This is a genomic window from Kosakonia sp. AG348, from assembly GCF_003337365.1.
In the GTDB taxonomy this organism is placed as follows: domain Bacteria; phylum Pseudomonadota; class Gammaproteobacteria; order Enterobacterales; family Enterobacteriaceae; genus Kosakonia.
The window spans coordinates 388,864-414,397 of sequence record NZ_QPJR01000001.1 but is presented as its reverse complement, the minus strand read 5'-3'; the positions used below and the strand labels follow the sequence as shown (position 1 = coordinate 414,397).

27 protein-coding genes are annotated in these 25,534 nt (G+C 52.9%); 15 read left to right on the top strand and 12 right to left on the bottom strand.

What is annotated here, in order from left to right; genetic code table 11:
- Positions 1-4: 4 nt before the first annotated feature.
- Genes gsiB through gsiD form a run of 3 tightly spaced genes read left to right on the top strand, consistent with a single transcriptional unit; the run spans position 5 to position 3,426 of the window.
- Entirely contained in the window at positions 5-1,546 is a 1,542-nt protein-coding gene (gene gsiB, locus DFO56_RS02140) for a glutathione ABC transporter substrate-binding protein GsiB (RefSeq protein ID WP_045506492.1), read from the top strand.
- A 45-nt stretch (positions 1,547-1,591) separates the two neighbouring features.
- Complete coding sequence (gene gsiC / locus DFO56_RS02135; RefSeq protein WP_020457156.1) at positions 1,592-2,512, top strand: glutathione ABC transporter permease GsiC; 921 nt, start codon at positions 1,592-1,594, stop codon at positions 2,510-2,512.
- A gap of 2 nt (positions 2,513-2,514) precedes the next feature.
- Entirely contained in the window at positions 2,515-3,426 is a 912-nt protein-coding gene (gsiD, locus tag DFO56_RS02130) for a glutathione ABC transporter permease GsiD (protein ID WP_020457157.1), read from the top strand.
- Positions 3,427-3,463: 37 nt separating this feature from the next.
- Here the strand turns inward: gsiD and rimO are convergent, their stop codons facing one another.
- A complete protein-coding gene (gene rimO / locus DFO56_RS02125) occupies positions 3,464-4,789 on the bottom strand; it encodes a 30S ribosomal protein S12 methylthiotransferase RimO (protein ID WP_020457158.1) in 1,326 nt (441 codons plus the stop codon).
- Between the two features lie 450 nt (positions 4,790-5,239).
- On the opposite strand from rimO, the gene DFO56_RS02120 reads away from it, so the two are divergent.
- On the top strand, positions 5,240-6,199 hold the full coding sequence (locus DFO56_RS02120) for a helix-turn-helix domain-containing GNAT family N-acetyltransferase (RefSeq protein WP_114413821.1): 960 nt from the start codon (positions 5,240-5,242) through the stop codon (positions 6,197-6,199).
- Between the two features lie 87 nt (positions 6,200-6,286).
- On the opposite strand, the gene DFO56_RS02115 is transcribed toward DFO56_RS02120, so the two are convergent.
- Both DFO56_RS02115 and DFO56_RS02110 read right to left on the bottom strand, forming a co-directional pair.
- Entirely contained in the window at positions 6,287-7,147 is an 861-nt protein-coding gene (locus tag DFO56_RS02115; RefSeq protein WP_045506496.1) for a hypothetical protein, read from the bottom strand.
- 12 nt (positions 7,148-7,159) lie between these two features.
- Positions 7,160-8,194 (bottom strand): serine protease, encoded by a 1,035-nt coding sequence (locus DFO56_RS02110; protein WP_233500363.1) that lies wholly within the window; start codon positions 8,192-8,194, stop codon positions 7,160-7,162.
- Between the two features lie 202 nt (positions 8,195-8,396).
- Between DFO56_RS02110 and DFO56_RS02105 the strand changes: the two genes are divergently transcribed.
- Positions 8,397-9,365: an alpha/beta hydrolase gene (locus DFO56_RS02105; protein WP_082071742.1), complete on the top strand. Its 969-nt coding sequence runs from the start codon at positions 8,397-8,399 to the stop codon at positions 9,363-9,365.
- A gap of 29 nt (positions 9,366-9,394) precedes the next feature.
- On the opposite strand, the gene DFO56_RS02100 is transcribed toward DFO56_RS02105, so the two are convergent.
- Positions 9,395-9,652, bottom strand: a complete 258-nt coding sequence (locus DFO56_RS02100) for a hypothetical protein (RefSeq protein WP_045506502.1) — start codon at positions 9,650-9,652, stop codon at positions 9,395-9,397.
- Between the two features lie 206 nt (positions 9,653-9,858).
- On the opposite strand from DFO56_RS02100, the gene DFO56_RS02095 reads away from it, so the two are divergent.
- Together DFO56_RS02095 and DFO56_RS02090 are read left to right on the top strand one after the other, a co-directional pair.
- On the top strand, positions 9,859-10,332 hold the full coding sequence (locus tag DFO56_RS02095; protein WP_045506505.1) for a GNAT family N-acetyltransferase: 474 nt from the start codon (positions 9,859-9,861) through the stop codon (positions 10,330-10,332).
- Positions 10,333-10,449: 117 nt separating this feature from the next.
- Complete coding sequence (locus DFO56_RS02090) at positions 10,450-10,719, top strand: hypothetical protein (RefSeq protein WP_045506508.1); 270 nt, start codon at positions 10,450-10,452, stop codon at positions 10,717-10,719.
- A 10-nt stretch (positions 10,720-10,729) separates the two neighbouring features.
- Here the strand turns inward: DFO56_RS02090 and DFO56_RS02085 are convergent, their stop codons facing one another.
- From DFO56_RS02085 to DFO56_RS02075, 3 genes are read right to left on the bottom strand one after another with little or no spacing between them, the layout of a single operon-like run.
- The gene (locus DFO56_RS02085) at positions 10,730-11,167 is read right to left on the bottom strand and encodes an NUDIX domain-containing protein (protein ID WP_045506511.1); all 438 of its coding nucleotides are present in this window, start codon (positions 11,165-11,167) and stop codon (positions 10,730-10,732) included.
- Entirely contained in the window at positions 11,148-11,546 is a 399-nt protein-coding gene (locus tag DFO56_RS02080; RefSeq protein WP_233500362.1) for an SH3 domain-containing protein, read from the bottom strand. Before DFO56_RS02080 ends, DFO56_RS02085 begins: the two co-directional genes overlap by 20 nt.
- Positions 11,533-12,156 (bottom strand): glutathione S-transferase family protein, encoded by a 624-nt coding sequence (locus DFO56_RS02075; RefSeq protein WP_044489818.1) that lies wholly within the window; start codon positions 12,154-12,156, stop codon positions 11,533-11,535. The genes DFO56_RS02080 and DFO56_RS02075 overlap by 14 nt, the downstream gene beginning before the upstream one ends.
- 431 nt (positions 12,157-12,587) lie before the next feature.
- Here DFO56_RS02075 and DFO56_RS02070 point away from each other — a divergent pair, with 431 nt between their 5' ends.
- From DFO56_RS02070 to DFO56_RS02060, 3 genes are all read left to right on the top strand, one after another.
- On the top strand, positions 12,588-12,971 hold the full coding sequence (locus tag DFO56_RS02070; RefSeq protein ID WP_045506517.1) for a biofilm formation regulator BssR: 384 nt from the start codon (positions 12,588-12,590) through the stop codon (positions 12,969-12,971).
- 177 nt (positions 12,972-13,148) lie between these two features.
- Positions 13,149-14,255, top strand: coding sequence for a PQQ-dependent sugar dehydrogenase (locus tag DFO56_RS02065; RefSeq protein WP_045506520.1), 1,107 nt, complete (start codon positions 13,149-13,151; stop codon positions 14,253-14,255).
- A gap of 248 nt (positions 14,256-14,503) precedes the next feature.
- Positions 14,504-15,115, top strand: coding sequence for a protein phosphatase CheZ (locus DFO56_RS02060; protein ID WP_045506523.1), 612 nt, complete (start codon positions 14,504-14,506; stop codon positions 15,113-15,115).
- Positions 15,116-15,404: 289 nt separating this feature from the next.
- Here the strand turns inward: DFO56_RS02060 and DFO56_RS02055 are convergent, their stop codons facing one another.
- Positions 15,405-16,310, bottom strand: coding sequence for a flagellin (locus tag DFO56_RS02055; RefSeq protein WP_020457171.1), 906 nt, complete (start codon positions 16,308-16,310; stop codon positions 15,405-15,407).
- A 753-nt stretch (positions 16,311-17,063) separates the two neighbouring features.
- Here DFO56_RS02055 and DFO56_RS02050 point away from each other — a divergent pair.
- From DFO56_RS02050 to DFO56_RS02040, 3 genes are all read left to right on the top strand, one after another.
- The gene (locus tag DFO56_RS02050) at positions 17,064-17,954 is read left to right on the top strand and encodes a LysR substrate-binding domain-containing protein (protein ID WP_020457172.1); all 891 of its coding nucleotides are present in this window, start codon (positions 17,064-17,066) and stop codon (positions 17,952-17,954) included.
- Between the two features lie 215 nt (positions 17,955-18,169).
- A complete protein-coding gene (locus DFO56_RS02045) occupies positions 18,170-18,523 on the top strand; it encodes a hypothetical protein (RefSeq protein WP_045506526.1) in 354 nt (117 codons plus the stop codon).
- A gap of 52 nt (positions 18,524-18,575) precedes the next feature.
- Positions 18,576-19,037 (top strand): hypothetical protein, encoded by a 462-nt coding sequence (locus DFO56_RS02040; protein WP_233500361.1) that lies wholly within the window; start codon positions 18,576-18,578, stop codon positions 19,035-19,037.
- A 117-nt stretch (positions 19,038-19,154) separates the two neighbouring features.
- Here the strand turns inward: DFO56_RS02040 and DFO56_RS02035 are convergent, their stop codons facing one another.
- Positions 19,155-19,784, bottom strand: a complete 630-nt coding sequence (locus DFO56_RS02035; RefSeq protein ID WP_020457175.1) for a glutathione S-transferase family protein — start codon at positions 19,782-19,784, stop codon at positions 19,155-19,157.
- A 336-nt stretch (positions 19,785-20,120) separates the two neighbouring features.
- On the opposite strand from DFO56_RS02035, the gene dacC reads away from it, so the two are divergent.
- Complete coding sequence (dacC, locus tag DFO56_RS02030) at positions 20,121-21,323, top strand: serine-type D-Ala-D-Ala carboxypeptidase (RefSeq protein ID WP_045506529.1); 1,203 nt, start codon at positions 20,121-20,123, stop codon at positions 21,321-21,323.
- 31 nt (positions 21,324-21,354) lie between these two features.
- Here dacC and deoR read toward each other — a convergent pair whose 3' ends face one another.
- Both deoR and ybjG read right to left on the bottom strand, forming a co-directional pair.
- Positions 21,355-22,113, bottom strand: a complete 759-nt coding sequence (gene deoR / locus DFO56_RS02025; protein WP_020457177.1) for a DNA-binding transcriptional repressor DeoR — start codon at positions 22,111-22,113, stop codon at positions 21,355-21,357.
- 65 nt (positions 22,114-22,178) lie between these two features.
- Positions 22,179-22,787: an undecaprenyl-diphosphate phosphatase gene (gene ybjG, locus DFO56_RS02020; RefSeq protein WP_017456076.1), complete on the bottom strand. Its 609-nt coding sequence runs from the start codon at positions 22,785-22,787 to the stop codon at positions 22,179-22,181.
- A gap of 274 nt (positions 22,788-23,061) precedes the next feature.
- On the opposite strand from ybjG, the gene DFO56_RS02015 reads away from it, so the two are divergent.
- Complete coding sequence (locus DFO56_RS02015; protein WP_020457178.1) at positions 23,062-24,294, top strand: MFS transporter; 1,233 nt, start codon at positions 23,062-23,064, stop codon at positions 24,292-24,294.
- A 31-nt stretch (positions 24,295-24,325) separates the two neighbouring features.
- On the opposite strand, the gene DFO56_RS02010 is transcribed toward DFO56_RS02015, so the two are convergent.
- Positions 24,326-25,528 (bottom strand): MFS transporter, encoded by a 1,203-nt coding sequence (locus DFO56_RS02010; RefSeq protein WP_044489599.1) that lies wholly within the window; start codon positions 25,526-25,528, stop codon positions 24,326-24,328.
- Positions 25,529-25,534 lie beyond the last annotated feature (6 nt).

The following is a 25,534-nucleotide window of genomic DNA, read 5'->3' as shown; positions in this document are numbered from 1 at the left end:
CAACATGACACAATTCATTTCACGGCACTGGCGGGGACTCGCCAGCGTGATGTTTGCGCTGACCGCCATCCCGGCCGTTGCGGCGAAGGATGTGGTTGTCGCGGTGGGATCCAATTTCACTACCCTTGACCCGTATGATGCCAACGACACGCTGTCGCAGGCGGTGGCGAAATCGTTCTATCAGGGGCTATTTGGCCTTGATAAAGATATGCAGCTGGAATACGTGCTGGCAGAAAGCTACAGCGTTTCCGCTGACGGCATGGTCTATACCGTCAACTTGCGCCACGGGGTAAAGTTCCAGGATGGTACGGACTTTGACGCCGCTGCGGTAAAAGCGAACCTCGACCGCGCCAGCAACCCGCGCAACAGCCTGAAGCGCTATAACCTGTATAAAAATATCGCCAGAACCGATGTGGTGGATGCCTACACGGTAAAAATCACCCTCAAGCAGCCTTTTTCCGCGTTTATCAATATCCTCGCCCACCCGGCAACGGCCATGATTTCTCCGGCGGCGCTGCAAAAATATGGCAACGACATTGGTTTTCACCCGGTCGGCACCGGCCCGTATGAACTGGAAGCGTGGAACCAGACCGATTACGTAAAAGTGAAGAGATTCGCCGGGTACTGGCAGCAAGGTTTACCCAAGCTGGACTCCATTACCTGGCGGCCGGTGGTAGACAACAACACCCGCGCGGCGATGCTGCAAACCGGCGAAGCGCAGTTTGCCTTCCCCATCCCTTACGAGCAGGCGGAAGTGCTGAAAAGAAACAGCAAGCTGGAGCTGGTCGCCAGCCCGTCGATTATGCAGCGTTACATCAGCATGAATGTCACGCAAAAACCGTTCGATAACCCGAAAGTGCGCGAGGCGATCAACTACGCTATCAACCGCCCGGCCCTGGTGAAAGTGGCGTTCGCCGGTTTCGCGACGCCCGCCACCGGCGTTGTACCGCCAACTATTGCCTATTCCCAGGCCTATCAACCCTGGCCGTACGATCCGGCAAAAGCCCGCGAACTGCTAAAAGAGGCCGGTTATCCGCAGGGGTTCAGCACCACTTTGTGGTCGTCTCATAACCACAGCACCGCGCAGAAAGTATTACAGTTTACCCAGCAGCAACTGGCGCAGGTGGGCATTAGAGTGCAGGTGACGGCGATGGACGCCGGGCAGCGCGCAGCGGAAGTGGAAGCCAAAGCGCAGGCGCAGAGCGGCGTGCGCATGTTCTATACCGGCTGGTCGGCCTCGACCGGCGAAGCTGACTGGGCGCTGTCGCCGCTGTTCGCCTCATGGAACTGGCCGCCAACGCAGTTCAACACCGCGTTTTACAGCAACCCGCAGGTGGATAAAGACCTGGCCGAGGCGTTAAAAACCACGGATGCCGCGGAGAAAGAGCAGTTGTACAAACAGGCGCAGGATCTCATCTGGCAGGAGTCGCCATGGGTGCCGCTGGTGGTGGAAAAGCTGGTTTCAGCACATAACAAGAAGCTCACCGGTTTCTACATTATGCCCGATACCGGGTTCAGTTTTGATAACGCGGATTTGGTGAAATAACTCACTCCACCTCGCAGAGCAAAAGGAGGCGTGAGGGAACGCACAATGCAAAATTATATTATTAAACGCTTGCTGGGCCTGATCCCGACGCTACTGATTGTGGCGGTGCTGGTGTTTCTGTTTGTCCACTTGCTGCCGGGCGATCCGGCGCGGTTGATTGCCGGGCCGGAAGCCGACGCGCAGGTCATTGAGCTGGTGCGCCAACAGCTTGGGCTGGATCAACCGCTGTGGCGGCAGTTCTGGCACTACATCGGCAATGTGCTGCAAGGCGATTTTGGTATCTCGATGGCCTCGCGCCGCCCGGTGGTGGAGGAAATCGCCAGCCGCTTTATGCCGACGCTGCTGCTGACTATCACCAGTATGTGCTGGGCGATGCTGTTTGGGCTTGGCGCGGGAATTGCCGCCGCCGTATGGCGCAACCGCTGGCCGGATCATCTGGGGATGGCGCTGGCGGTAACGGGCATGTCATTCCCGGCGTTTGCACTCGGTATGTTGCTGATGCAGATCTTCTCGGTTGAACTCGGCTGGCTGCCGACCGTGGGTGCCGACAGCTGGCAACACTATATTTTGCCGTCGTTAACGCTCGGTGCGGCAGTGGCGGCGGTGATGGCGCGTTTTACCCGCGCCTCGTTCGTGGACGTGCTCAACGAGGACTACATGCGTACCGCGCGTGCCAAAGGCGTAAGCGAGCGCTGGGTTATTCTCAAACATGGTCTGCGCAATGCGCTCATCCCGGTGGTCACCATGATGGGGCTGCAATTCGGCTTTTTGCTCGGCGGCTCCATTGTGGTGGAGAAAGTCTTCAACTGGCCAGGGCTGGGCCGTTTGCTGGTGGACTCGGTGGAGATGCGCGATTACCCGGTGATTCAGGCCGAGGTACTGCTCTTCTCGCTGGAGTTTATTCTTATCAACTTAGTGGTGGATGTGCTCTACGCCGCCCTTAATCCCACGATCAGGTACAAGTAAGGATGCGATTATTAAACTGGCGTCGACAGGCGGTGCTAAACGCCATGCCCGTAGTCAAACCGGGGCATGTGCGCACGCCGTGGCATGAATTCTGGCGGCGTTTTTGCCGCCAGCCGCTGGCGATGGCCGCCGGGATTTTTGTGCTGCTGCTGATCCTGTTGGCGATTGTCGCCCCGTGGATAGCCCCGTTCGATGCGGAAAACTATTTTGACTATGACCGGCTTAATGAAGGGCCGTCGCTGGTGCACTGGTTCGGCGTCGATTCGCTGGGGCGCGACATTTTAAGCCGTGTGCTGGTCGGCGCGCAGATTTCGCTTGCCGCCGGTCTTTTTGCGGTGCTGATTGGCGCGCTCATCGGTACGGTGCTGGGATTGCTGGCGGGTTACTACGAAGGCTGGTGGGATCGCCTGATTATGCGCATCTGTGATGTGCTGTTCGCGTTTCCCGGCATTCTGCTGGCGATTGCGGTGGTGGCGGTGATGGGCAGCGGCATGGCGAACGTGATCATCGCCGTGGCGGTGTTCTCCGTGCCGGCGTTTGCCCGTCTGGTGCGCGGTAACACGCTGGTGCTCAAGCAACAAACCTTTATCGAATCCGCGCGCAGCATCGGGGCCAGCGATGCGGTGATCCTGTTTCACCATATTCTGCCGGGCACGGTATCGTCGATTGTGGTCTATTTCACCATGCGTATCGGCACGTCGATTATCTCAGCCGCCAGCCTCTCATTTTTAGGCCTGGGCGCGCAGCCGCCCACCCCGGAGTGGGGCGCGATGCTCAATGAAGCGCGTGCGGATATGGTGATTGCGCCGCATGTGGCGCTGTTCCCTTCGCTGGCGATTTTTCTGACGGTGCTGGCGTTTAACCTGCTGGGTGATGGCCTGCGCGACGCGCTGGACCCGAAGATTAAGGGATAGGAGGTTCCCTCTCCGTATGAGGAGAGGGAAGGAAGGCTTAAACGCGGGAGCCCCACAGATCGTATTCGTCGGCGTTTTCCACTTTCACGCGGACAACGTCGCCCGGTTTAACCCCGGTTTCGCCGTTCAGGTACACCGCGCCGTCGATTTCCGGAGCGTCCGCCATGCTGCGGCCAATCGCGCCTTCTTCGTCCACTTCATCGATGATCACCAGAATTTCGCGGCCGATTTTTTCCTGCAAGCGCTCGGCGGAGATCTGCTGTTGCAGTTGCATAAAGCGGTTCCAGCGCTCCTCTTTCACCTCTTCCGGCACCTGATCGGCCAGTTCGTTGGCGGTTGCGCCTTCTACCGGGCTGTATTTAAAGCAGCCGACGCGATCCAGACGCGCTTCCTGGAGGAAATCGAGCAGCATCTGGAAATCTTCTTCAGTTTCGCCAGGGAAACCGACGATAAAGGTGGAACGCAGCGTCAGTTCCGGGCAGATTTCACGCCACTGCTTAATGCGCGCCAGTTGCCTGTCGACCGCGCCGGGGCGCTTCATCAGCTTGAGAATGCGCGGGCTGGCGTGCTGCAACGGGATATCCAGATACGGCAGGATCTTGCCTTCCGCCATCAGCGGAATGACATCATCCACGTGCGGGTACGGGTAAACGTAGTGCAGACGCGTCCAGACACCGAGTTTCGCCAGTTGCTCACACAGGCCAACCATGCTGGTTTTCACCGGCTCGCCGTTGTGAAAGCCCATGCGGTGTTTTACATCCACGCCGTAAGCGGAGGTGTCCTGCGAGATCACCAGCAGCTCTTTCACACCGGCATCGACGAGACGTTTGGCTTCGGCTAACACCTCGCCAATCGGGCGGCTTACCAGATCGCCACGCATCGACGGAATAATGCAGAACGTGCAGCGGTGGTTACAACCTTCGGAAATTTTCAGGTAAGCGTAGTGGCGCGGCGTCAGTTTGACGCCCTGTTCCGGCACGAGGCTCAGGAACGGATTGTGCTTTGGTTTCGGCACATAGTGATGAACATGTTCCAGTACTTGCTCATAGCTGTGCGGCCCGGTGATCTCCAGCACTTTCGGGTGCACTTCGCGGATCTGATCCTCTTTTGCGCCCAGGCAGCCGGTCACAATGACTTTGCCGTTTTCATTCAGCGCTTCGCCGATGGCTTCCAGCGACTCTTGCACCGCGCTGTCGATAAAACCGCAGGTATTGACGATAACCATGTCAGCGTTGTCATAGCTTGGCACCACGTCATAACCTTCGGTGCGCAGTTCGGTGAGAATCCGTTCGGAATCCACCAGGTTTTTTGGGCAGCCAAGAGAGACAAAGCCGATTTTCGGCTGCAGGTTCACATTGCTCATAGTTCAAAAATTAATCAGTTATAGGATCTTAGGGCAGGGATTGTACAGGGCTCTCGCCTGGATTTATAGGGTAATTAAGGGGGAGCGCAGGGAATTCTGAGCAGCAACATGCGGCTTTTGGGCGGGAAAGGTGTAGCTGACGCGGCAATACGGGTTGAAACCCCATCAACGGCTCCTGTGTTACCGCATCGGGATTTGCGAGCACGCTTCCAGTAATATCAATCTATTCAGTAAGTTAGCTGTAAACCCTTGTCGCTTGTAGTGTTACGCTTTATATGTGCCCTGCGCCTGCAAAATCAGGCGTCGGGATTAGTCTTCTTGAAACCGGGTAGTAACACGTAGTGTCGCGTGTCCGGTCATAGCGCTTTTGACCCTATAAAAGCTATGTTGACAGCCTGGTTTGTTGATGGTTGTATTGCACAACTATCTACTCCCCTCTGAGGAAACAACGTGGCCGCTGACCAACTGATCAACGATATCCGTTCCGCATCACGGCGGATGGTGCGTGAGCTGGGCTTTATGAACAGCACGCTTGCGGCGACGGATTATTCTCCTTCCGCCGTCCATACTCTGCTGGAAGTGGAAAAACAGGGGGCGATGACGGCAGCGCAGCTGGTGCAGATCCTGGGGCTGGAGAAATCAAGCGTCAGCCGTATGCTGAGCCGGCTTATCGCCGCCGGTGAATTGCAGGACGTACCCTCGGCTGCGGATGCGCGCTATAAAACGCTACAGTTGACCGCGCAGGGCAAAGCGAGCGTCGCGCGCATTAACAATTACGGTGCGATGCGTGTGCGCGAGGCGCTGCAACATCTGACTGCTGCCGAACAGGAGGCGGTTGCTCGCGGCTTGTCGGCCTATGCCACCGCGCTTGAAGCCTGCCGCCAGGGCGCACCGCGTCCTGGCCGTGAAAAGCCAGAAATCGTCACCGGTTATCTGCCGGGAATGATTGGCCGTATCAGCGAAATGCACGCCAGCTACTATTCGCAACATTATGGTTTCGGTTATTTTTTTGAAAGCAAAGTGGCTGCGGGCCTGGCCGAATTCGCCGGACGTCTGGAGAATGCGCGTAATAACATCTGGCTCGCGGTTTATCAGGGCAAAATCGTCGGCTCGGTGGCCATTGACGGGGAAGATTTAGGCAATAACGAGGCGCATCTGCGCTGGTTTATTCTTGATGATGAATGCCGTGGCACCGGCATGGGACGTCAACTGCTCGCCAAAGCGATGCAGTTTTGCGATGAACAACAGTTTTCTGCGGTGCAGCTCTGGACATTCAGCGGGCTGAACGCCGCGCGCGCCCTTTATGAATCTTTCGGTTTCACCCTGAGCAAAGAGTGGCAGGGCGAACAGTGGGGAAGCACAATGCTGGAGCAGCAATTTACCCGCTGCGGGGAAATTGCGCAGCGTTAAATCCGTTGCGCTATGAGCTTGGCTGGAGCAGAGCTTACAGCCTTTTGTCTCCCGATAAGGCTGGCTATTAACCGCTACACCCGCGCTTTATTTTGCCGTTTTTTCGGCGATTTTTTTATCAATATACGTTTTAAGGATCTGCTGCTGCGCTGCCACGACATCACTTGATGACACCGCTTGCAGCAGCCCGGCGAGCGTTTCATTGTCTGGCCCCTCCGTGACGGTAATTTTCAGGGTATACGGCGTCACTTTTGCCAGCTCAATGGTTTTGCCATGCGTTATCACTGCTTGTTGGTTGTAATAACGCCCGACATATACTTTATCAAACTCGATCGTGGCATCATTACCGCCAAAATCTATCGCCACGGTTAATCCGTGATGATTATTCATGCCGTATGGCCGCAGTTGTTTGGGGTAAAAAAGAGAATACGGAACAAACGATAATCGCTCTTCGCTACGCTGGATTTTAATTTGCATAGCAAAACCGAGAACGCTGGTTAATTGCCCGGCCAGAAGTGGCGTATTGTAATATTGATAGGGTAATCCGGGCGTTGTCAGATTATTTTTTCCTGTACCGCCGAACTGACCATAAACCAGCGTTAAACATTGCGCGTTAGAAATTAGCGTGGTTTTACTCGGATAAATATAGGCATTTAACGGGTAGGGCTTCGCTATATTGCTGCCAACTTTTGATATAAGCGAAAAACCATATTTAAGGGTTTCACTCAGGATCGGCGTAGCCACCGCTAATAATAGCGCGGCGGCTTCAGGAGAACCTCTGTCCTCATTCAACGCCGCAGGGCAGGGATCTCCCGATATAAACGCGCGCATCTCTTCAATTCCGCCCTCCTTTATTGTTTGCGGGTTATAGCTGACGGTGTTTGTATGCTCACTTGTACACCCTGCCAGAAGGGAGCTGATCAATAAGAATGTTTTTTTGCCAGGCATACGGGTCACCTCTTAAAAGGGCAGTTTTGATTTCGGTACAGCGTAATTAGCCAGTAATTTTTCGATGTTCAATTTGCACATGTTTTTACTAAGAGTTTGTTCCGATGAAATATGGATGCCACTTATAACCACGCTATTTTCCGTTTTGCTTTTCGTCACATTGACGATGGGCGCACCGGAAAAGCCCTGGAGCACCGTACACAAATGAATAAGACAGTTATCATTGATATAAACCACCTTGCAGCTTTTATTTTGTTGGTTATCGGTTGCTGCCATATTAGCGGCCTGATAATTGTCGGGGATCTTATCAGGGGAAGAAATAGCAACGCCCGGTATCCATAATTCATCATTAACGTCGGCTTGTTGCCACTGAACAGGAGGCGAGGCAATATTTACTTTATCAACCGTTAAAACAGCATAATCACAATAACTGCCCTCGGTTTGAAAACACACTTTGCCATTCTGTTTACTGACTTTTCTCGATTCGCCGTTACTAAAATAAGCCGTATCAACATTACAATGCGCCGCGGTGACAACGGTGGTGTTATTGATTAAAAAGCCGCTGCACGCTTCTAATGACGAACGCAGATAAACAACCGAAGGAATAAATTTGGCGGCATAGGGAAATGTCTCAACGTTATTCTTTTCCAGCTTTTTTTGACAGCGGCTGATAACCGACTGCGCCGATTCTTTATCACCATAGGTACGATAATAATTCACCGTTGCCGAATTACAGTCAGGCGTATTTTCCGCAATGCTGCCTGGCGGTAAATGCAGTTTCTCCATGACGATTTTGTTGTCTTCGTTACGCGTGGGGTATTGGTTGATACCCTCCTGCTGCATGTTGCGGATGGTCAGTTTGAACAGTGTTGATTCATGTTCCGCTGATTTTATTCCCTTATCAAACGGGTGCTTTTTCAGTAAATCATCGGTCTGGAGTTGCTCAATATTTAACCCGTCATTGCTGACGATGGCAGTTTCACGCGCACCCACCTGATTGATAATGCTACATAACATGAGCAACAGAAGTGGGAGTATCGCTCGCATGGTAACGATCCAGAAGGCAGGAGTATGACTGAATTATCAGACGCTGCGGTGCAAAGTTTTCTCATACGAAAGTATGATTTTTGTTTCCAGATAAGAAGCCTGTTGCCGTTATCAGGCGAAATCGCAACAACGGCCCTTTTGGTTGCAATTAATAATGATTCGCATTAACTTCGTTATGAATTTCTTGTACCAGGGAAGGATAATGTTCACGCGTTCATTTAAAAATGGCTTCATATTCCTGCGGTTAAGCTCGTTTAACGCAGGCGGTTTTTCGACCCCTGGCGCAGTGACTCGCCAGTTGGCGGCACTCCTGCTGTTGCTCTGCGCGGCGAACAGTTATGCTCGCCCGGACATGACGCCGTTGGGGCCGAATATCGCCGATAAAGGCTCTGCGTTTTATCATTTCACTGTTAATACTTTTGATTCCGCCGACGGCAAGCGCCATTACAAAGTGTGGACCGCCATCCCGAATAAAAAGCCGCCCGCCAGTGGTTATCCGGTGCTCTATCTGCTGGATGGCAACGCGGTGATGGACCGGTTATCCGATGAGCTGTTGCAAAAACTGTCGCAGCGCGATCCGCCCGTGCTGGTGGCGATTGGCTATCAGACCGATCTGCCGTTTGAGTTAACCGCCAGAGCGTATGACTACACGCCCGCAACGCAAAGTAGCCCGCAGAATCTGCGCGGCAGAACCGGTGGTGGTAGCGCGGTTTTCCACAGGTTACTGGAGCAGACCATTGCCCCGCAGGCTGAAAAAGATCTCGCTATCGACCCGCAAAAGCGGGCGCTGTGGGGGCACTCTTACGGGGGACTGTTCGTGCTGGAGAGTTTTCTGTCGTCCGATTTCTTTCACACATTCTACTCAGCCGTCCCTTCGCTGGATCGTAATAACGCTGCACTACTGAGCGCACTTGAGCGTGTCAACACAGCGCAGAGCCGCCAGAAATCAGTGTGGTTTATGGAAGGCGACGGCGACAGAAAAACGCAGGACGAAAACGCCACCTCGGACGTGTTAGCTGCCCTAAGCCAGACGGTTTCATGCCTGCGTAGCAGAGGCATACCGGCGACTTACCGGCTTTATCCCGGCCTGACGCACGGCGCGATGTTTGCCGCCTCGATGCACTCGGCGCTGTTGCATGTGTCCGGTGAGACGCTTTCTGAAGCAGAGTAAAAAAGGCCGCGAATGCGGCCTTCAGCGGTTTAGCTCAATGCATAAATCGCGTCGAAAATGGTGGCGGGAATACACCAGTCTTTGGTGAACTCTTCGAGCGCTTCCAGGTTCTCTTTGAAATGCGCCAGCATGAGATCAATTGCCTGCGCTTCGTCTTCCGCCTGGGTTTCAAATGGCATTTTGTGAAAGCCATCAGCTTTAAGCTGCCGCACTTCTTCGGCGGACAAGGTTTTTTTCTCATAGACATTCACGGCAATGTCACTGGAGTAGAACACATAGGTTTTCATGACATCTTCCTTGTAAATGAAGCGGTTGGTGGCAGCTATGTTATCGGCATCGGGCAACGTTCGTTTACCCCTGCACGATATAAATTATTACTATGCGCTTCGCTTGCCCGGTAAAAAAGCCCCTGGTTTTCGTCTTTTCTCGCGCTCACCGGTGCGCAAAATTCATGCTAATTTGAACGTTTTCCTCACGTGATAAAGGCAGGGTTATGGCAAGTTTCGACGTTCAGGAATGGCGCAAAGAGAATTACCTGGTAACAACCGACGCCGAAAAGCAGGATATTGCAGCGATCCACCGTTATCTGACGCGATCAACATGGGCGGTGGGGATTGACCGGGAAACGGTGGCGATCTCCGTGCAAAATAGCCTTAATTTCGGTCTGTTTCATGGTGATGCGCAGATAGGTTTTGCCCGGTTAGTGACCGATTACGCCACTTTCGCCTACCTGTGTGATGTGTATGTGCTGGAAGCGTATCAGGGGCAAAAACTGGGAAAATGGTTAATCGCCTGCTGCCATGCGCATCCGGTTTTTGAAAAACTTCGCCGGATTGTTCTCTTTACTTCCACCGCGCCCTGGCTGTACGCGCAGGCGGGTTATGAACCTGTTAACCGGCCCGATTACACGTGGACGATTGCCCGCCCGGATATCTACAAGAGCAGGAATAACCCGACTAAAGAGTAGCGCGCCTGCACCATCGCGGTAAAAATGGACAATGCGGTTAACACCGTGTTGCCATTGCTATGCCGTTCCCGCGCTGGTAAAAACGGCCGGTTTACTAACACCGGAAAGGGAAAAACGATGCGCAGGGCAATCATTAAGATTCTGGCGGGGCTGCTGTATGTGGTGCTCGCCTTTTTTATTAGCGCTGTCATCAAGCCGGTTAACCAGTTCTGGCAATGGTCATCGGACTGGCTGTTTGATCTGCTCTGGCGACACCACATGATTACCGATACCTACGAATGGGGCATGGATCCACCAGGCACCATAATGCTGGTGACAATTGTGCTGGTTATCGCCTGGTTTTTAGCCCGCAGCGTTAAAGTGCTACGGGCTAAAATCGGGCGCTGAGTGCCGCGTTTTACCATCCGTATTCTGAATAGGGTTGCCCGGCGGCGATCTGCGCAATCGCCTGTTTGACATAGCCAATCGTGTTTTCAGGTAAATCGTCAATGGCGTACCAGCATAAATCGCCATGTTTCTCCGGCTCGGCGATAAACGGCTCGCCCTGCCAGCGTGTGCAACTGAAAAAGTGGCCCATCCACGAGCGATTCTCTGTCCAGACGTGCAGCGTATGCGCCAGCTGAAGATCATCCGGTGCGATTACCACGCCCGTCTCCTCGTTGGCTTCCCGTGCCGCTGCTGCCCCCAGCGTTTCGTACTGCTCCAGACCACCGGCGGGTAAGCTATAGCAACCGTCCATCCAGCCTGTTCCGGTGCGTTTAAGCATGCAAATCTGCTTCTCTTTTCGCAGCAATACAAATACCGCAACCGACAGGTTATAGCGCTCTCTTGTCATTTTCTTCCCTCTGTTTATCCTTCAGCCTGATATGCTCCTGCGGCACCCAACCCTGTTCTCCATCCGTTTTTCGCGCGAAGTACCAACCATTAAGCGCCTTGATAAGCGTGAGCGTTTCCCCGACACGCACGGTGAGTTCATGGGCGCAATAGTCATCAAGCGCTGTTCCTTCATACGCACTCAGCGGTGCGAAAAGCTGCTGCGGCGCCCAACCACTTTTTCCTGAGGCTAACGTCACCCACACCCAGCCGCGCCACTGCAAATCGCAATGACTTATCAGTACGCGTTCGCCTTTGCCGACCGCAATCGGATCGGGATACGCCGACGTGTAATCGCGGATAACTTTCGCCTGGGATGGCATCGCTTTACACCATGCCATTATTGCCGTGGCGCAGAAATGCCGGGCGCTGGTTTAACCGCGCGAACCAGGCGTCAATGGCAGGAACCGGCGGGTGGTCGAATGGCGTCATCTTCCAGCGGTTGACCGACAGCCCCAGCACCACATCCGCCAGCGTAAAGGTGTCACCTGCGGCGAATGCTCCGGTGCGCTGCAATTGCTGCTCCAGAATGCCGATGCAGTGATTCCACTCTTTGATGCCTGCTGCGATGGCTTTCGGGTCGTTAAAGTCCGGGTTCTTGCGTGCCAGCGCCGGGAAGACATAACGCCAGGCGTTGTTGAACTCGGTGGCCTGCCAGTCCATCCAGTGTTCAACGTTGGCGCAGGCTTGCGGCTCACTGGGAAGCAAATCCTCACGCCCGGCTTTACGCACCAGATAACGGCAAATCGAGTTGGATTCCCACAATACAAAACCGTCGTCTATCAGTACCGGCACCATCGCGTTAGGGTTCATGGCGCGGAATTCATCCGTTTCGGTGGAGGCAAAACCGCTGCCGTAATCTTCCTGCACATAATCCAGCCCGGCTTCTTCACAGGTCCAGAGTACTTTTCGCACATTGATCGATGTCGTTTTGCCAAGAATTTTAAGCATGTTGCAGGTGTCCATTCGTGTAATTAATCGTTTAAAAACAATACACCAGACAAATGCTTTCTGACCACCGGCAGATGCGTGCCAGCGCATCGCGGTCACTCATGATATTAGCGGGCGGCAAACACCCGGGATAAAGCGTAATGCATGGCGGCAGACGCGTAAGGGTGAGAACAGTCGTGCGGGGGCGTGATGGGGTCAGTCTGGATCAGTGAGCGGCGGGTGAGATAGAGCGAGTTAACTGATTCATTTGTGAAAATTATGGATTGCTGGAGGCGCGGGACATCACCGATCACGGTGGTTGGCTGGCGTGGCTTACTTTAAGTGAAATGTAAAGGTCCGGCAGATAAAATTAAATATTGACCGGACGCATGCTTTTGTTCAAAAAGCGACCATACTATGATCCTACACTGGCTGACAAGGGGGGAAGATGTATGACCGTTGATGAACTTGCGCGTCGTCTGCTGACGAAGTTGATTGCTGCCCGAAGTGACCTTGCGGCCTATATCCAGATGCGAAAAGCGAAAGGGTATATGTCGGTCAGCGAAAATGATCGTCTGCGTGAACGCTTCTTTGTCCTGGCGCTGGAGATCCGCGATAAAGGCGAACGGTTAAACGAAATGCCGGATCGCGACTCACGTAGTGCGATATACCGCGCCGAGGAAGCGCTCTCCTCAGCAGCTGTTTGTCTGATGAGCGGGCGACAGGATTGTCCCACCTATATTTCGGTGAATGTCGACAAGCTGGAACGTTCGCTGAATGTGCTTAATTACTGCATTCAGTATCTGAACGAGCATTCACCGCTCGAAGAAGCCTGATACCAGGGGGAGGAAACTCCCCCTTTCTGCGCCTGCCTCCTCGACGTTGCTCCGCCGGTTTTACTGCAACACCCGCGCTGCGCATGCGGTTGTGTATAGGCAATGTAAAAGTCGCTTCTGCCCGCGCTGCGCGGTCTACCCTTCATCAGAATAAAAAACTGCATAAAGGAGCGCCGTATGCGCCAGATCCCGCTGCTTTTTCTGTTTCTCTCCCTCTCGGTGTGCGCCGCACCTGCTGCGGTGAAAGTCGATGTATTGCAAACCAAACTCGATCACCCCTGGGCGCTGGCGTTTCTGCCTGATAATCACGGCATGTTGATTACCCTGCGCGGCGGGCAACTGCGTTTATGGCAACAAGATAAGGGCATTTCCGACCCGATTACTGGCGTTCCCGAAGTCTGGGCGCACGGGCAGGGGGGCTTGCTGGATGTGGCGCTGGCACCGGATTTTGCCCAGTCGCGCCGGGTGTGGCTGAGCTACGCCGAGGCCGGTCAGGATGATAAAGCCGGAACGGCGGTCGGGTATGGCCGTCTTAGCGAGGATTTTAAACGCCTCGACGATTTCCGGACGGTGTTTCGCCAGCAGCCGAAACTCTCTACCGGTAACCATTTTGGCGGTCGGCTGGTGTTTGATGGTAAAGGCTATTTATGGATTGCGCTCGGCGAGAATAACCAGCGCTCGACGGCGCAGGATCTGGATAAATTACAGGGCAAGCTGGTGCGGCTGACGGACCAGGGCAAGGTGCCGCAGGATAACCCGTTTGCCGGTAAAGCGGGGGCACGAGCGGAAATCTGGTCTTACGGTATTCGCAATCCGCAGGGAATGGCAATCAACCCGTGGAGTAACGCGTTGTGGCTCAACGAGCATGGCCCGCGCGGCGGCGATGAGATCAACATTCCGCAAAAGGGTAAAAATTACGGCTGGCCAATTGCCACCTGGGGTATCAACTACAGCGGGCTGAAGATCCCGGAAGCGAAAGGGGAGATTGTCGCCGGAACCGAGCAGCCGATCTTTTACTGGAAACGATCCCCGGCGGTCAGCGGTATGGCGTTTTACAACGCTGACGTTTTCCCGCAGTGGAAAAACAAACTGTTTATCGGCGCGCTGAAAGATAAAAATGTCATCGTCATGAGCGTGCAGGGTGGCAAGGTGACGGAAGATGGCCGTATTCTCGGCGATCGCGGGCAGCGTATTCGCGATGTTCGCGTTGGGCCGGACGGTTATCTCTATGTTCTGACCGATGAATCCGACGGCGCGTTGTGGAAAGTTAGCCCGGCCTCCTGAAGCAGAAAGGGGATATTCCCCTTTCTTCATTCTGCGTATTAGTCGTAGGTATTTTCCGTTCTGGCGTTAACAGATAAAAGCTATATTTTATTTTCCTATAAACGTTTTCATCTAATTATTTTTAAATAAACAAATGCCGAATTTTTTATTTTTATAGCGTTTGGTTATGTGGCTCTTTTTTATTTAAGTGCCAGCAGCGATTGCCGATAACTGAATATCTTAGAGTATGCGTTAAAGGAGAGGTAATAATGCATCATCAAGGTATTTCGGGTACGTCGACGGATATTTATGAATTGATTTCCCGCATTGGTAACGTCACCCGCATGTTAAGAAGCAGCCTGCGTGAATTAGGCCACGATATCACCATTGCTGAACTGGCTAACTCCATCCCTGACGCGCGCAGTCGTTTGCAATATGTAGTCGATCTTACGGCGCAGGCGTCGGGTAAGACGCTCACCTATATCGAACTGACACAACCCCTGCAGGAGCAACTGAGCCAGCAAGCCAGCCAGCTGCTTTCGCAATGGCAGCAACATAATGAAGCCGCAAGTATCGATGAGACGATGGCGCTTGCCCGCGCCACGCATGATTGGCTGGGCTCTGTGCCGACGCGCACCGAAGCCAGCAAATCCTGGCTGCGGGAAATTATGATGGCGCAAGATTTCCCGGATACCACGGCGCGGATTATTGTGCGCATGATGGCGTTGCTGGAAAATATTGAGAAAGAATTCCTGAACGTGCTGTTAGAAAACGTACCGCGAGAAGGGCGCGCGACAATCAAGCAAGCCAGCGCTGATCCGACAGCCCCGCAGGCAGCCGAGCAAGATATTGACGAATTGCTGAATAGCCTTGGTCTATAATTTATTTTGTTAGTGCTTCACCCTCGTTGTTGTGCTTATTGATATCCTCTAATTGTTATTTTGGTGAATGCAATTCTATTGCATTCACTTTTTTTGGCTGTTTATCTCGCATAACAAACGCACGCCTTTAAATAAAAAAATCCCGCAATGCCATCAACATATGCGGGATAAAAAAGAAAAATAAATTCGTTATGCTCAATGAAGCCCGCCCTCATGACAAAGCGGGTGTTAGTCAAGGAATGACATCTTTGAAATCCGCTCTGAAGGAGGTAAGCGGATTTCACACAACTTAACGCAGCAGGGACAGCATGGTCTGCGGAACCTGGTTAGCCTGCGCCAGTACGGAGCTGCCAGCTTGCTGCAGGATCTGCGAACGGGACATGTTAGACACTTCTGTCGCGTAGTCAGAATCCTGAATACGGCTGCGCGCTGCCGACAGGTTGTTCACGGTGTTGTTCAGGTTGGAAATGGTTGATTCAAAACGGTTCTGGGATGCACCGAGCAGGCTGCGTTCGGTATCCACGGCTTTGATGGCTTTATCCAGATCGGCCAGCGGATTACCGTCGGTGGTGCCGCCGGAGCTGACAACGCCCTGCAGCACATCAAAGCCATGGGCGTCAGTAGAACGTGCGCTGCCGTTGACGATCTGGCCTGTTGTTGCGGCCGTCGCACCGGTGGTGTTGTAGAGGTTGAACGCGTCGCTGCTGCTCACGGTAATGCTGATGGTTTCGCCATCTTTCGCGCCAACCTGGAAATTATACTGGCTGTCGCCCGAGCCGGTATTCAGCACTTTCAGGCCGTTAAAATCGGTCTGGGTGGTAATACGGTTGATCTCTTCCATACGCTGGTTCACTTCCGCCTGGATGGAGTCAACATCGGACGCGGAGTTGGAGCCATTCTGCGCCTGCACAGTCAGGTCGCGAATACGCTGCAGGTTATTATTCACTTCGCTCAGTGCGCCTTCGGTAGTCTGCGCCAGTGAAATGCCGTCATTCGCGTTACGCACCGCAACGGAAAGACCATTAATATTTGACGTGAAACGGTTAGCAATTGCCTGACCAGCAGCATCATCTTTTGCGCTATTAATACGCAGACCGGATGACAGACGCTCAATAGACGTGCCTAAAGAAGACTGAGATTTGCTCAGGTTATTTTGGGTCATTAAAGACAACGTGTTGGTATTAATAACGGCCATTTCATTTCTCCAGAAATATAGAAGTAATCTATGAGTATTGCCCAATATCGCTGGGCGAAATGGATATCGTCCAAGGGGAATAAAACTTTAAATTTAAATGCCTAATAGTTTATTTTTATAAAAGAAGCTATTTAATATGATGATTTTATAACTAATAGTGGTTTTAAATATATTTAAATTGCCGCTGATGCATTCTATTTTAATAATGCTTATAGGCTGATTCGATCATAATTTCGCATAGGTTAGTGAGAAATAAGAATAACTGCATTAGACTAGTTTAGCATTGCTAAACTACAATTAAGTATTGTTGAATTGTTTGTTGGAAAGAATATTTTTTGTAACTTTAATGCAGGTAAATTCGCTTTTCCTGACGCCAGGATGCTGCTAGGCTCATATTTAATCAGGTGGTTGTCTTCAACGTTATTTGTCCTGAAAGGTTAAATATTGCCCATAATGTGGGTACTAAAAGCAAATTCTAACATTATTGCATCGTTGCATCCTATTAAGCGGTTGATGATATGAATTAACAATTAAAGTTTTGCGCCAGAATTTCGATTACTGATTAGAAAGAATATTGCGTTGTTTATATAACAAATAACTGAATAGTTGTGCCGGAGATGGCACTTAAATTAAATTTAGCACGAAAAATCACGCATCAGTCCCGGTCGTGTTTGCTGCCCTGGCTGAAACATAAAAGGCTTATATTGTGTGGTGTTTCTGTGTTTTTTGTCTGCACACGGGAGAGTTGACGTTATGAGAACGCAAGATTTGGAATACTTCGTCGCGTTGATAAAACATATGAATTTTCAAAAGGCGGCTGAGGAGTGCGATGTTTCTCAACCCACCCTGAGCATTCAAATCAAAAAACTGGAAGAGGAATTAGGCATTCCATTGCTGCACCGCAAAGGTAAAGGGTTTAGCCTGTCGCCGATCGGCTTGCATTTGTTGCCACTGATCGAAAATATTCTTCGAGAGGTGCATAACCTGCATGAGTTAGCGCAGCGGCTACGTTTTCAACCGGTTGGCGTTATCAATATTGGTGTAACCCCGACGCTTGGGTCGTATATATATGAAGACCTGTTCAGCGCCTTCAAAGAAAAATTTCCGGATAATGAGATCAAGCTCCATGAAGTCAGTGAAGATAATTTGCTGAGTATGTTAGGGAAAGGGCAATTACAGTTGGGGCTGCTGATAGGGCCGATTGCTAACGATAACTTCCTCGAGGCTCAGCTCTATGAAGAGCAATTTGTGCTGGGCGTAAACAACAGCCATCCGCTGTCGAAACAAGAAGTGATTGATCTCAGCGAGTTGAAAAAACATAAACTTATTATGACCAAATCGATGCCAGAACATCTCAATCTTGAACCTGGCAGCGAAGAGATCCTCAACCATGCGCGGAGTATTTCAAACGATCTGGAAACTATCCGATATATGGTAAAAAATTCGGATAATGTCTCGTTTTTTCCAAAACTTTCAACGCTCGGTAACGATCACAACAGTATAAAATATATTAATATCAAAAATAATAATTTATCCCGTCGGGTTTTCATGATGGTGCGTGAAGGCGATATTATGAAGGAAAAATATTATAGTTTTGGCAGCGACGTTGGCGGCAGAATTAACGCAAGGCTGAATACGCTGTAATGATTTTATTGACTTAATTACGCGGTAACCACAGCCTCGTGATCGCTGGCTATGAACATATGTTGAGATACAAACATTCTTTTTTTGAAAAGTGTTTGTCTCTCAGCCCTATTACTGTGTCTTTAATTTGGGATTAGTCCGTTTTATTGCGCTTAATCATCAATGAAAACGCCGGGTGTAGACGCTGGCAAATTTAATGATGTCAGAGGTGACTCATGTTTCTTAATCCAAAATATACCAACGTTCATCGTTCGCTACTTGCCATTATCAAACCTGCATTGAATGAACATGCTTTTGAAAATAAAAGAACGGACGCCTGTTTTGCGCTGAAAAAATTGATGTCGCTGTATAATGAACTTCGCGTTGAACTGACGCTGCAGCCATATCCGCCAGAGTTGACCGATTTTTTATTTACCTATGAATGTGCGTTGATAACACTGGATGATTATTTACACTCCAGCTCCCCCAGAGAAATGAGTCACGCCATTAGCACCTGCTTTCAATATATAGAAACCGTCCCGGTATTGCTGCGGCGTGTTTCGGTTCAGTACCGCATGCAAGCCATGTGAAAATTAATGATTTAGCTGTAGCGGAAATCTTATATCACTTTACGAGATGGGTATGATGGATAATGTCGCCACTGAGCAGTTGGGGCTGTCGTTAGAACGGGCAAGTTTTTTAAAGAAAAGATCGCAATCATTTCTGTCGGTCGCCAGACAATCTGGCTTAGCCGGTTACGCTTTTACTCAGCGGGATGATGCGCTGAGTGATGATCATGCTGCGGTGATTTCGGGTATGGAGTTTGGCGAAGAGGTGACGCTTTTGCAGGAGACTCTGCAAAATATCGATTTTGCTATCCATAAACTCGACGCGATAAATAATGATGAAGTGGCCGAACCTGACGTGATGGCCTTTTATCAGGATGCAATCGAGCTTCTTGATGAGGCCGAAGCGCTGCTGGAAGAGTGCTGCGAAGTGGATCGTATTGACTACGCGACGGATGAGATCGAATGGGATGAAAGTAGCCTGGTTCCCTTAGAAGACGATCCACTGTTTGCGGATGGCGAGGGCGAAGAGGAGTAGCGTCTTTGCTGCTGGCTGCCAGACTTTATAGATTGCCGCGTGGGTGTACCGGATGGCGCCGGCGCGTTTGCTGTCAACAGCAGGCGATAACATCAGCGCCACCGGTTAAAAACTGGTTCAGGTCACCGGGATCATTACCGCGTTTTTGAAGCCGGGACGTTCGCACAATTGCGCATACCAGCGTTGCAGGTTGGCGTGCGGTGCCCAACTTAACCCGGGGATATTGTAAAGGTTATAGATAAACGGGCCGACGGCGATGTCGCCGCAGCCAAACGCTTCCCCTGAGAGCCAGGGCTGCTTTGCCAGTACATCGTCGAGCATCGCGAACAGCCCATCCAGCGCTTTTTTGTTGGCTTCAATCGCGGCGTTGTCGCGCTGTTCCGGCGCGGTGCGCACCAGCCCCTGCAGCAGTGGGCCATGTTTTGGCGACAGGGTGCTCAGCGCCCAGTCCATCCACTTTTCCCCTTGCGCACGCTCAGCAGGGGAGTCGACCCACAAACGGCCCTGACCGTACTGCGCCGCCAGGTAACGCACGATGGTGTTGGACTCCCACAGCACCACATTGGTTTCATCGTCCCGTAGCAGCGGCACCAGACCATTCGGGTTCATCGCCAGATACTCAGGCTCATGGTTCACGCCGAACTCTCTGCCCGCCAGAATATGCTGGTACGGTAATTCCAGCTCTTCCAGCAGCCAGCGAACTTTTTTGACGTTAGTAGAGTTATTTCTGCCCCATAGCGTTATCATTTTTACCTCAGTGGTGTGAATGAGTGTCGGTGTGACATTCATCGTGTGCCAATCTCCGACATTCTTCAAGTTGCAGATGTGCGGGTTTTGTTACCGGTTTCTTCGTAAGCGTCGTTCCTTCGACGCCAGCGCAAGCACGGCTCAACGCGCGAGGTGCAACACGAATGATTTAGGGGATAAATATTCAGCACAAACGGAGCGCAACACGCTGTTATTGCGTAAACTTTAAAAACTTTACCCAGTGACGGTTTTTTTCGTTTCGTTTGTGCGCTATTACTCACCGTTTGTTGCGGCACGGTGTTGTGACGTTTTTGAATGGATACTCGGGTGGCCCCTATGACGCATTTCTCTTTATCCCTTCGCGGCCTGGTTGCGGGCTCTGCGCTGTTGATGCTTTTCTCCCCTTCGTTGTACGCGGTGGAACAAACGCCGGGTGCGCCTACCGTCGATGCGAGGGCGTGGATCCTGATGGATTACGCCAGCGGTAAGGTGCTGGCAGAAGGCAACGCTGACGAGAAGCTTGATCCTGCCAGCCTCACGAAGCTGATGACCAGCTATGTAGTTGGCCAGGCGCTGAAAGCCGGAAAAATTCATCTCACTGATACAGTGACCGTCGGCAAAGACGCCTGGGCGACCGGCAACCCGGCGCTGCGTGGCTCTTCGCTGATGTTCCTGAAACCCGGCGATCAGGTTTCCGTGGCCGATCTCAACAAAGGCGTGATTATCCAGTCCGGCAACGATGCCAGTATCGCCATCGCAGATTTTGTGGCGGGCAGTCAGGACTCATTCGTCAGCCTGATGAACAGCTACGCGCAAAAACTCGGCCTGACCAATACCACCTTTAAAACGGTACATGGGCTGGATGCGCCGGGTCAGTTCAGCACCGCGCGTGATATGGCGCTGCTCGGCAAAGCACTGATTCGTGATGTGCCGGATGAGTACGCCATTCACAAAGAAAAAGAGTTCACCTTCAATAAGATCCGCCAGCCGAACCGTAACCGGTTACTGTGGAGCACCAGCATGAACGTGGATGGCATGAAAACCGGCACCACCGATGGCGCGGGTTACAACCTGGTGGCCTCGGCGACACAAGGCGATATGCGCCTGATTTCTGTGGTGCTGGGCGCGAAAACCGACCGCATCCGTTTTAATGAGTCAGAAAAATTGCTCACCTGGGGTTTCCGTTTCTTCGACACGGTTACGCCTATCAAGCCTGACGCGACGTTTGTCAGCCAGCGCGTGTGGTTTGGCGATGAGAGCGAAGCGAAACTTGGCGCGGGCGATACAGGCTCTATCACCATTCCTAAGGGGCAATTAAATAACCTAAAAGCCAGCTACACCTTAACGCAGCCGGAACTGCAGGCACCGCTGGCTAAAGGCCAGGTGGTGGGCACCATCGATTTTCAGTTGAACGGTAAAACCATTGAGCAACGTCCGCTGGTGGTGATGGAAGCGGTGGAAGAGGCCGGTTTCATTGGCCGGATGTGGGATTTTGTGTTGCTGAAATTTCATCAGTGGTTTGGCGGCTGGTTCTCCTGATACAACCTCGACCGTGCCCAGCCGGGCACGGTCAATAGAGCAACGTTAGCTGGTGTTTTTTTGCTTCGCTCTCCAGCGCCTCGTCGGGGCGACAGTCACTGACCAGCACATCAAAACGGCTTAATGGCCCCATGCAGGCCGAACGCACTTTGCCGAACTTGCTGTGATCCACCACCAGAACGTGGTATTGCGCGCAGGCCATCGCCCAGTGTTTTACCGGCAACTCTTCCAGATTAAAACAGGTCGCGCCCTGCTGCGCATGCACGCCCGCCGCCGAATAAAAGGCGATATCCGGGCGCAGATTGTTCAGCGTTTCGTTGAAGTTCAACGGTTTGAAAATGGCGTTGCTGGCGTGGAACTCACCGCCGCTGAGAATGGCGCGACACTGCGGTTTTTCCTGTAATGCCAGAAAGGTGTTCAGTGAGTAACAGACGCCGGTGAAGGGCAGATCGTCCGCAATGGCTTCAATGATCCACGGCGTGGTGGTGCCGCAATCGAAAAAGGCCATCTGATGCGCTTTAAGTAGCCCGGCGGCAAGTTTTGCCGCGTGGCGCTTCTCTTCTACCAGACGATTTTTTTGGTCGCTTAACAGATAATGGCTGGCGGAGCGCGGCTCCAGGACGATGTAACCGCCCAGCAGCACGACCGGCGCGCTGTTGGCGCTGAGATCGCGGCGAATGGTCATTTCAGATACGCCAAGCAGCGTCGCCGCCTCTTTTAGATGCAGTTTATCGCTGCGCTTGAGCGCCGCCAGCAGCTGGCCTATCCGTTCGTCGCGTCTTGTTTCCATAATTCCCCTGAATAAAAGAAAGCCCTGCATTGAGCAGGGCGTTCATATTACCTTTGCCTCAGGGCTTAGTCACGTACCCAGCCGCGGCGAATCAGCATGGCGAAACAGGCACGATAGAGTTGTTGCACACTGTGGTAGAGCGCCGGGCCAAAGCCTTGCCAGAGGATTTGCGCCGACAAACAGCCGCCGATGCCAACCAGCAGCGCGCCGAGCATATCCAGCGGCCAGTGCACGCCAAGATAAACGCGTGACCAGGCGATGGTCAGACCGATGACCATCAACAGCGCGCCCGACCACAAACGGTGCCAGGCAAGGAAAGCGACCGCAAAGGTGAAGATCACCGTGCCGTGATCGCTCGGGAAAGAACTGTCCGGTGCGTGGTGCAGGAAGTTGTAGCCCACGCGATCGGCAAAGGGGCGATCGTGGGGGAAAAAATGCCCCAACAACGCCGAACAACAGAGACTGACCAGCATCGCCAGCGTGACTTTAATTACCAGCTGGCGCTGCGCGTTGACCTGCTCGCGTGGACCCCATAACCAGAGGCCAACGGCTAACAGCGGCACGATGCTAATCAAATCGCTGGCGGCAAAATCGGCAAACGCAATCAGCCAGCGCGGAGAGTCTGGCGTGGCGTTAATCCAGTAAAACAGGGTGTAATTCAGGCTCTCTAACATACGTTTGTTACTCTTTGATGAAATAAGCAAAATTGACGCGAAAGTGCCCACCTTAAAAGCGGCATGATTAACGGTAAAGCGGTTTTGTCTTACTCATCTGAGAGTTAGACGATTCCTGGAGTAAAGCACGGAAGACGTATAGTACGGCGGTGCACTTAAGTGAACCTTAAACGAACTGAAATGTGCTTTATTTATTGTGTGACTGAAAATTTCCTATCGCTGCAAAGCGGCTTTGATTACACTCTGCGCGATTTTTCATAGATGAAGAGATTGCATGCAAAACCATTCCTTAACGGGCCAACGTCTGGGACGACGGGCGCTACTGTTTCCTCTCTGCCTGGTGCTTTACGAATTCTCCACCTATATCGCCAACGATATGATCCAGCCCGGCATGCTGGCCGTGGTGGAGCAGTACAACGCCGGCATTGAGTGGGTTCCAACGTCAATGACCGCTTACCTCGCGGGCGGCATGTTTTTGCAGTGGCTGCTGGGGCCGCTGTCGGATCGCATTGGACGCCGCCCGGTGATGCTGACCGGCGTGGTGTGGTTTATCGTTACTTGCCTGGCAACACTGCTGGCGCAGGACATTGAGCAATTCACGTTACTGCGCTTTTTGCAGGGTATTAGCCTGTGCTTTATTGGCGCGGTAGGTTACGCGGCGATCCAGGAATCTTTCGAAGAAGCGGTGTGCATAAAAATCACCGCGCTGATGGCAAACGTGGCGCTGATAGCGCCGCTGCTCGGCCCGTTGGTGGGCGCTGCGTGGGTGCATGCCGCGCCGTGGCAGGGAATGTTTGTCCTTTTCGCGTTGCTGGCGGCTTTCTCCTTTGTTGGCCTGCAACGGGCAATGCCGGAGACCGCCACGCGGCTGGGTGAAAAGCTCTCCTTTAAAGCCTTGTGGCGCGACTACGTCGAAGTGATGAAGAACCTGCGTTTTGTCGCCGGGGCGCTGGCGACAGGCTTTGTCAGCCTGCCTTTGCTGGCGTGGATTGCCCAGTCCCCGATTATCATCATCAGCGGCGAGCAACTGAGTAGCTATGAATACGGCTTGTTGCAGGTGCCGATTTTTGGCGCTCTGATTATCGGTAACCTGGTACTGGCGCGACTGACTTCACGGCGCACTGTGCGCGCGTTGATCATTATGGGTGGCTGGCCTATCGCGGCCGGGTTGCTGCTGGCGGCTGTTGCGACAGTTGCCTCTTCGCATGCCTATTTGTGGATGACCGCCGGGCTGAGCCTTTACGCCTTTGGTATCGGGCTGGCGAATGCCGGGCTGGTGCGTCTGACCCTGTTTGCCAGCGACATGAGTAAAGGCACCGTTTCGGCGGCAATGGGCATGTTGCAGATGTTTATCTTTACCGTCGGTATCGAAATCAGTAAACACGCCTGGCTAAGCGGCGGCAATGGCTTGTTCAGCCTCTTCAACCTGGCTAATGGCGTACTGTGGCTGGGCTTGATGGTGGTATTTCTGCGTGATAAACGAGTGGGGAATTCGCTGGAAGGATAGGGCGGCGCGCATTAACAGCGCCGCCGCGTAATCAGCAGGTTTCAGCCTGTGTTTCCGGAGCCGGTTTGGCGACCGCGCGGGCAACCACGGCGGCAATCAGCACCAGCCCCATCACCACCAGCATGGCGCTACGCAGGCCGTAGTGCTCGCCGAGAAAACCGAGCAGCGGCGGGCCAACGAGAAACGCCAGGTAGCCGGTGGTGGCGACCACGCTGACGCGGGTTGCCGCGTCCGGGCCGGTATCGCTGGCGGCGGAAATGGTCAGCGGGAAACCGAGCGAGGCACCAAGCCCCCACAAAATCACCGAGAAGCCCGCCACCCATGCACTATCAACAAAGATAATCAGCCCGATGCCCAGCGCACCCATCAACGCGCTGGCGCGCACCACTGTGACGCGGCTGTAACGGTCAATAAACCAGCCGCCGATAAATCGCCCGACGGTCATTCCAAGGGTAAAACCGGTGTAGATCAGCGAGCCGGACGTCGGGCTAAAGCCGTGCCCGTCCACCATCAATAGCGGCAGCCAGTCGTTGGCGGAACCTTCAGCGAACGCCATGGCGAGCACGACCACGCCAATCAGCAACAGTTGGGTATCACGCCAGAACGGTTGCCCTTTTTTCGCGCGCGCTTTCTCCTCGGCGGAGTCTTTGCCGGTGCCAGGCGGAATGGCGGAAATCGCCAGCATGATGGGAACAATCGCCACCAGTGCCGCCGCCAGAATGTGCCAGTTGGCCGCCAGGCCAACAGCGGTAACGCTCATACCAATGCCTGCGCCGACCAGCGTGCCGAAGCTGTAAAAACCGTGCATCATTGGCAGCACGGTTTTGCCCATCTCACGCTCGACTTCCGCGCCTTCGATGTTCATTGCCACTTCGCCCGCCCCCAGGCTGCCGCCGAAAAGAGCCAGACCAACGGCAAATAACAGTGGAGATGCCAGCCACAATGCGATACTCAGCACCACCATGCCGATGACGCTGAACGACATGCTGGCGCGGATCACTTTCCGCGCGCCAAAGCGCTTCACCAGCCAACCGGAGGAGAGAATGCCGCTCATCGAACCGACCGACAGGCCAAACAGCACCACGCCCATTTCAGCGGTGGAAACCGATAAAATATCGCGGATTGCGGGCGTTCGTGTAGCCCACGAGGCCATTAATAGCCCCGGTATAAAAAAGAAGGTAAACAGCGCCCACAAGCGATGTTGCAGGGCTTTTCGCGAAGCATTTCCAGTCATAACGTC

Bases quoted from the DNA above. Each gene is read 5' to 3' on its own strand.
- DFO56_RS02070 (WP_045506517.1), top strand. From the start codon at position 12,588: ATGACCGTTGATGAACTTGCGCGTCGTCTGCTGACGAAGTTGATTGCT.
- DFO56_RS02115 (WP_045506496.1), bottom strand. From the start codon at position 7,147: ATGCCTGGCAAAAAAACATTCTTATTGATCAGCTCCCTTCTGGCAGGG.
- DFO56_RS02085 (WP_045506511.1), bottom strand. From the start codon at position 11,167: ATGACAAGAGAGCGCTATAACCTGTCGGTTGCGGTATTTGTATTGCTG.
- rimO (WP_020457158.1), bottom strand. From the start codon at position 4,789: ATGAGCAATGTGAACCTGCAGCCGAAAATCGGCTTTGTCTCTCTTGGC.
- deoR (WP_020457177.1), bottom strand. From the start codon at position 22,113: ATGGAAACAAGACGCGACGAACGGATAGGCCAGCTGCTGGCGGCGCTC.
- gsiC (WP_020457156.1), top strand. From the start codon at position 1,592: ATGCAAAATTATATTATTAAACGCTTGCTGGGCCTGATCCCGACGCTA.
- DFO56_RS02110 (WP_233500363.1), bottom strand. From the start codon at position 8,194: ATGCGAGCGATACTCCCACTTCTGTTGCTCATGTTATGTAGCATTATC.
- DFO56_RS02065 (WP_045506520.1), top strand. From the start codon at position 13,149: ATGCGCCAGATCCCGCTGCTTTTTCTGTTTCTCTCCCTCTCGGTGTGC.
- gsiB (WP_045506492.1), top strand. From the start codon at position 5: ATGACACAATTCATTTCACGGCACTGGCGGGGACTCGCCAGCGTGATG.
- DFO56_RS02015 (WP_020457178.1), top strand. From the start codon at position 23,062: ATGCAAAACCATTCCTTAACGGGCCAACGTCTGGGACGACGGGCGCTA.
- gsiD (WP_020457157.1), top strand. From the start codon at position 2,515: ATGCGATTATTAAACTGGCGTCGACAGGCGGTGCTAAACGCCATGCCC.
- DFO56_RS02050 (WP_020457172.1), top strand. From the start codon at position 17,064: ATGAGAACGCAAGATTTGGAATACTTCGTCGCGTTGATAAAACATATG.
- DFO56_RS02060 (WP_045506523.1), top strand. From the start codon at position 14,504: ATGCATCATCAAGGTATTTCGGGTACGTCGACGGATATTTATGAATTG.
- DFO56_RS02080 (WP_233500362.1), bottom strand. From the start codon at position 11,546: ATGGCATGGTGTAAAGCGATGCCATCCCAGGCGAAAGTTATCCGCGAT.
- DFO56_RS02095 (WP_045506505.1), top strand. From the start codon at position 9,859: ATGGCAAGTTTCGACGTTCAGGAATGGCGCAAAGAGAATTACCTGGTA.
- dacC (WP_045506529.1), top strand. From the start codon at position 20,121: ATGACGCATTTCTCTTTATCCCTTCGCGGCCTGGTTGCGGGCTCTGCG.
- DFO56_RS02055 (WP_020457171.1), bottom strand. From the start codon at position 16,310: ATGGCCGTTATTAATACCAACACGTTGTCTTTAATGACCCAAAATAAC.
- DFO56_RS02100 (WP_045506502.1), bottom strand. From the start codon at position 9,652: ATGAAAACCTATGTGTTCTACTCCAGTGACATTGCCGTGAATGTCTAT.
- DFO56_RS02075 (WP_044489818.1), bottom strand. From the start codon at position 12,156: ATGCTTAAAATTCTTGGCAAAACGACATCGATCAATGTGCGAAAAGTA.
- DFO56_RS02035 (WP_020457175.1), bottom strand. From the start codon at position 19,784: ATGATAACGCTATGGGGCAGAAATAACTCTACTAACGTCAAAAAAGTT.
- DFO56_RS02090 (WP_045506508.1), top strand. From the start codon at position 10,450: ATGCGCAGGGCAATCATTAAGATTCTGGCGGGGCTGCTGTATGTGGTG.
- DFO56_RS02105 (WP_082071742.1), top strand. From the start codon at position 8,397: ATGTTCACGCGTTCATTTAAAAATGGCTTCATATTCCTGCGGTTAAGC.
- DFO56_RS02045 (WP_045506526.1), top strand. From the start codon at position 18,170: ATGTTTCTTAATCCAAAATATACCAACGTTCATCGTTCGCTACTTGCC.
- ybjG (WP_017456076.1), bottom strand. From the start codon at position 22,787: ATGTTAGAGAGCCTGAATTACACCCTGTTTTACTGGATTAACGCCACG.
- DFO56_RS02010 (WP_044489599.1), bottom strand. From the start codon at position 25,528: ATGACTGGAAATGCTTCGCGAAAAGCCCTGCAACATCGCTTGTGGGCG.
- DFO56_RS02040 (WP_233500361.1), top strand. From the start codon at position 18,576: ATGATGGATAATGTCGCCACTGAGCAGTTGGGGCTGTCGTTAGAACGG.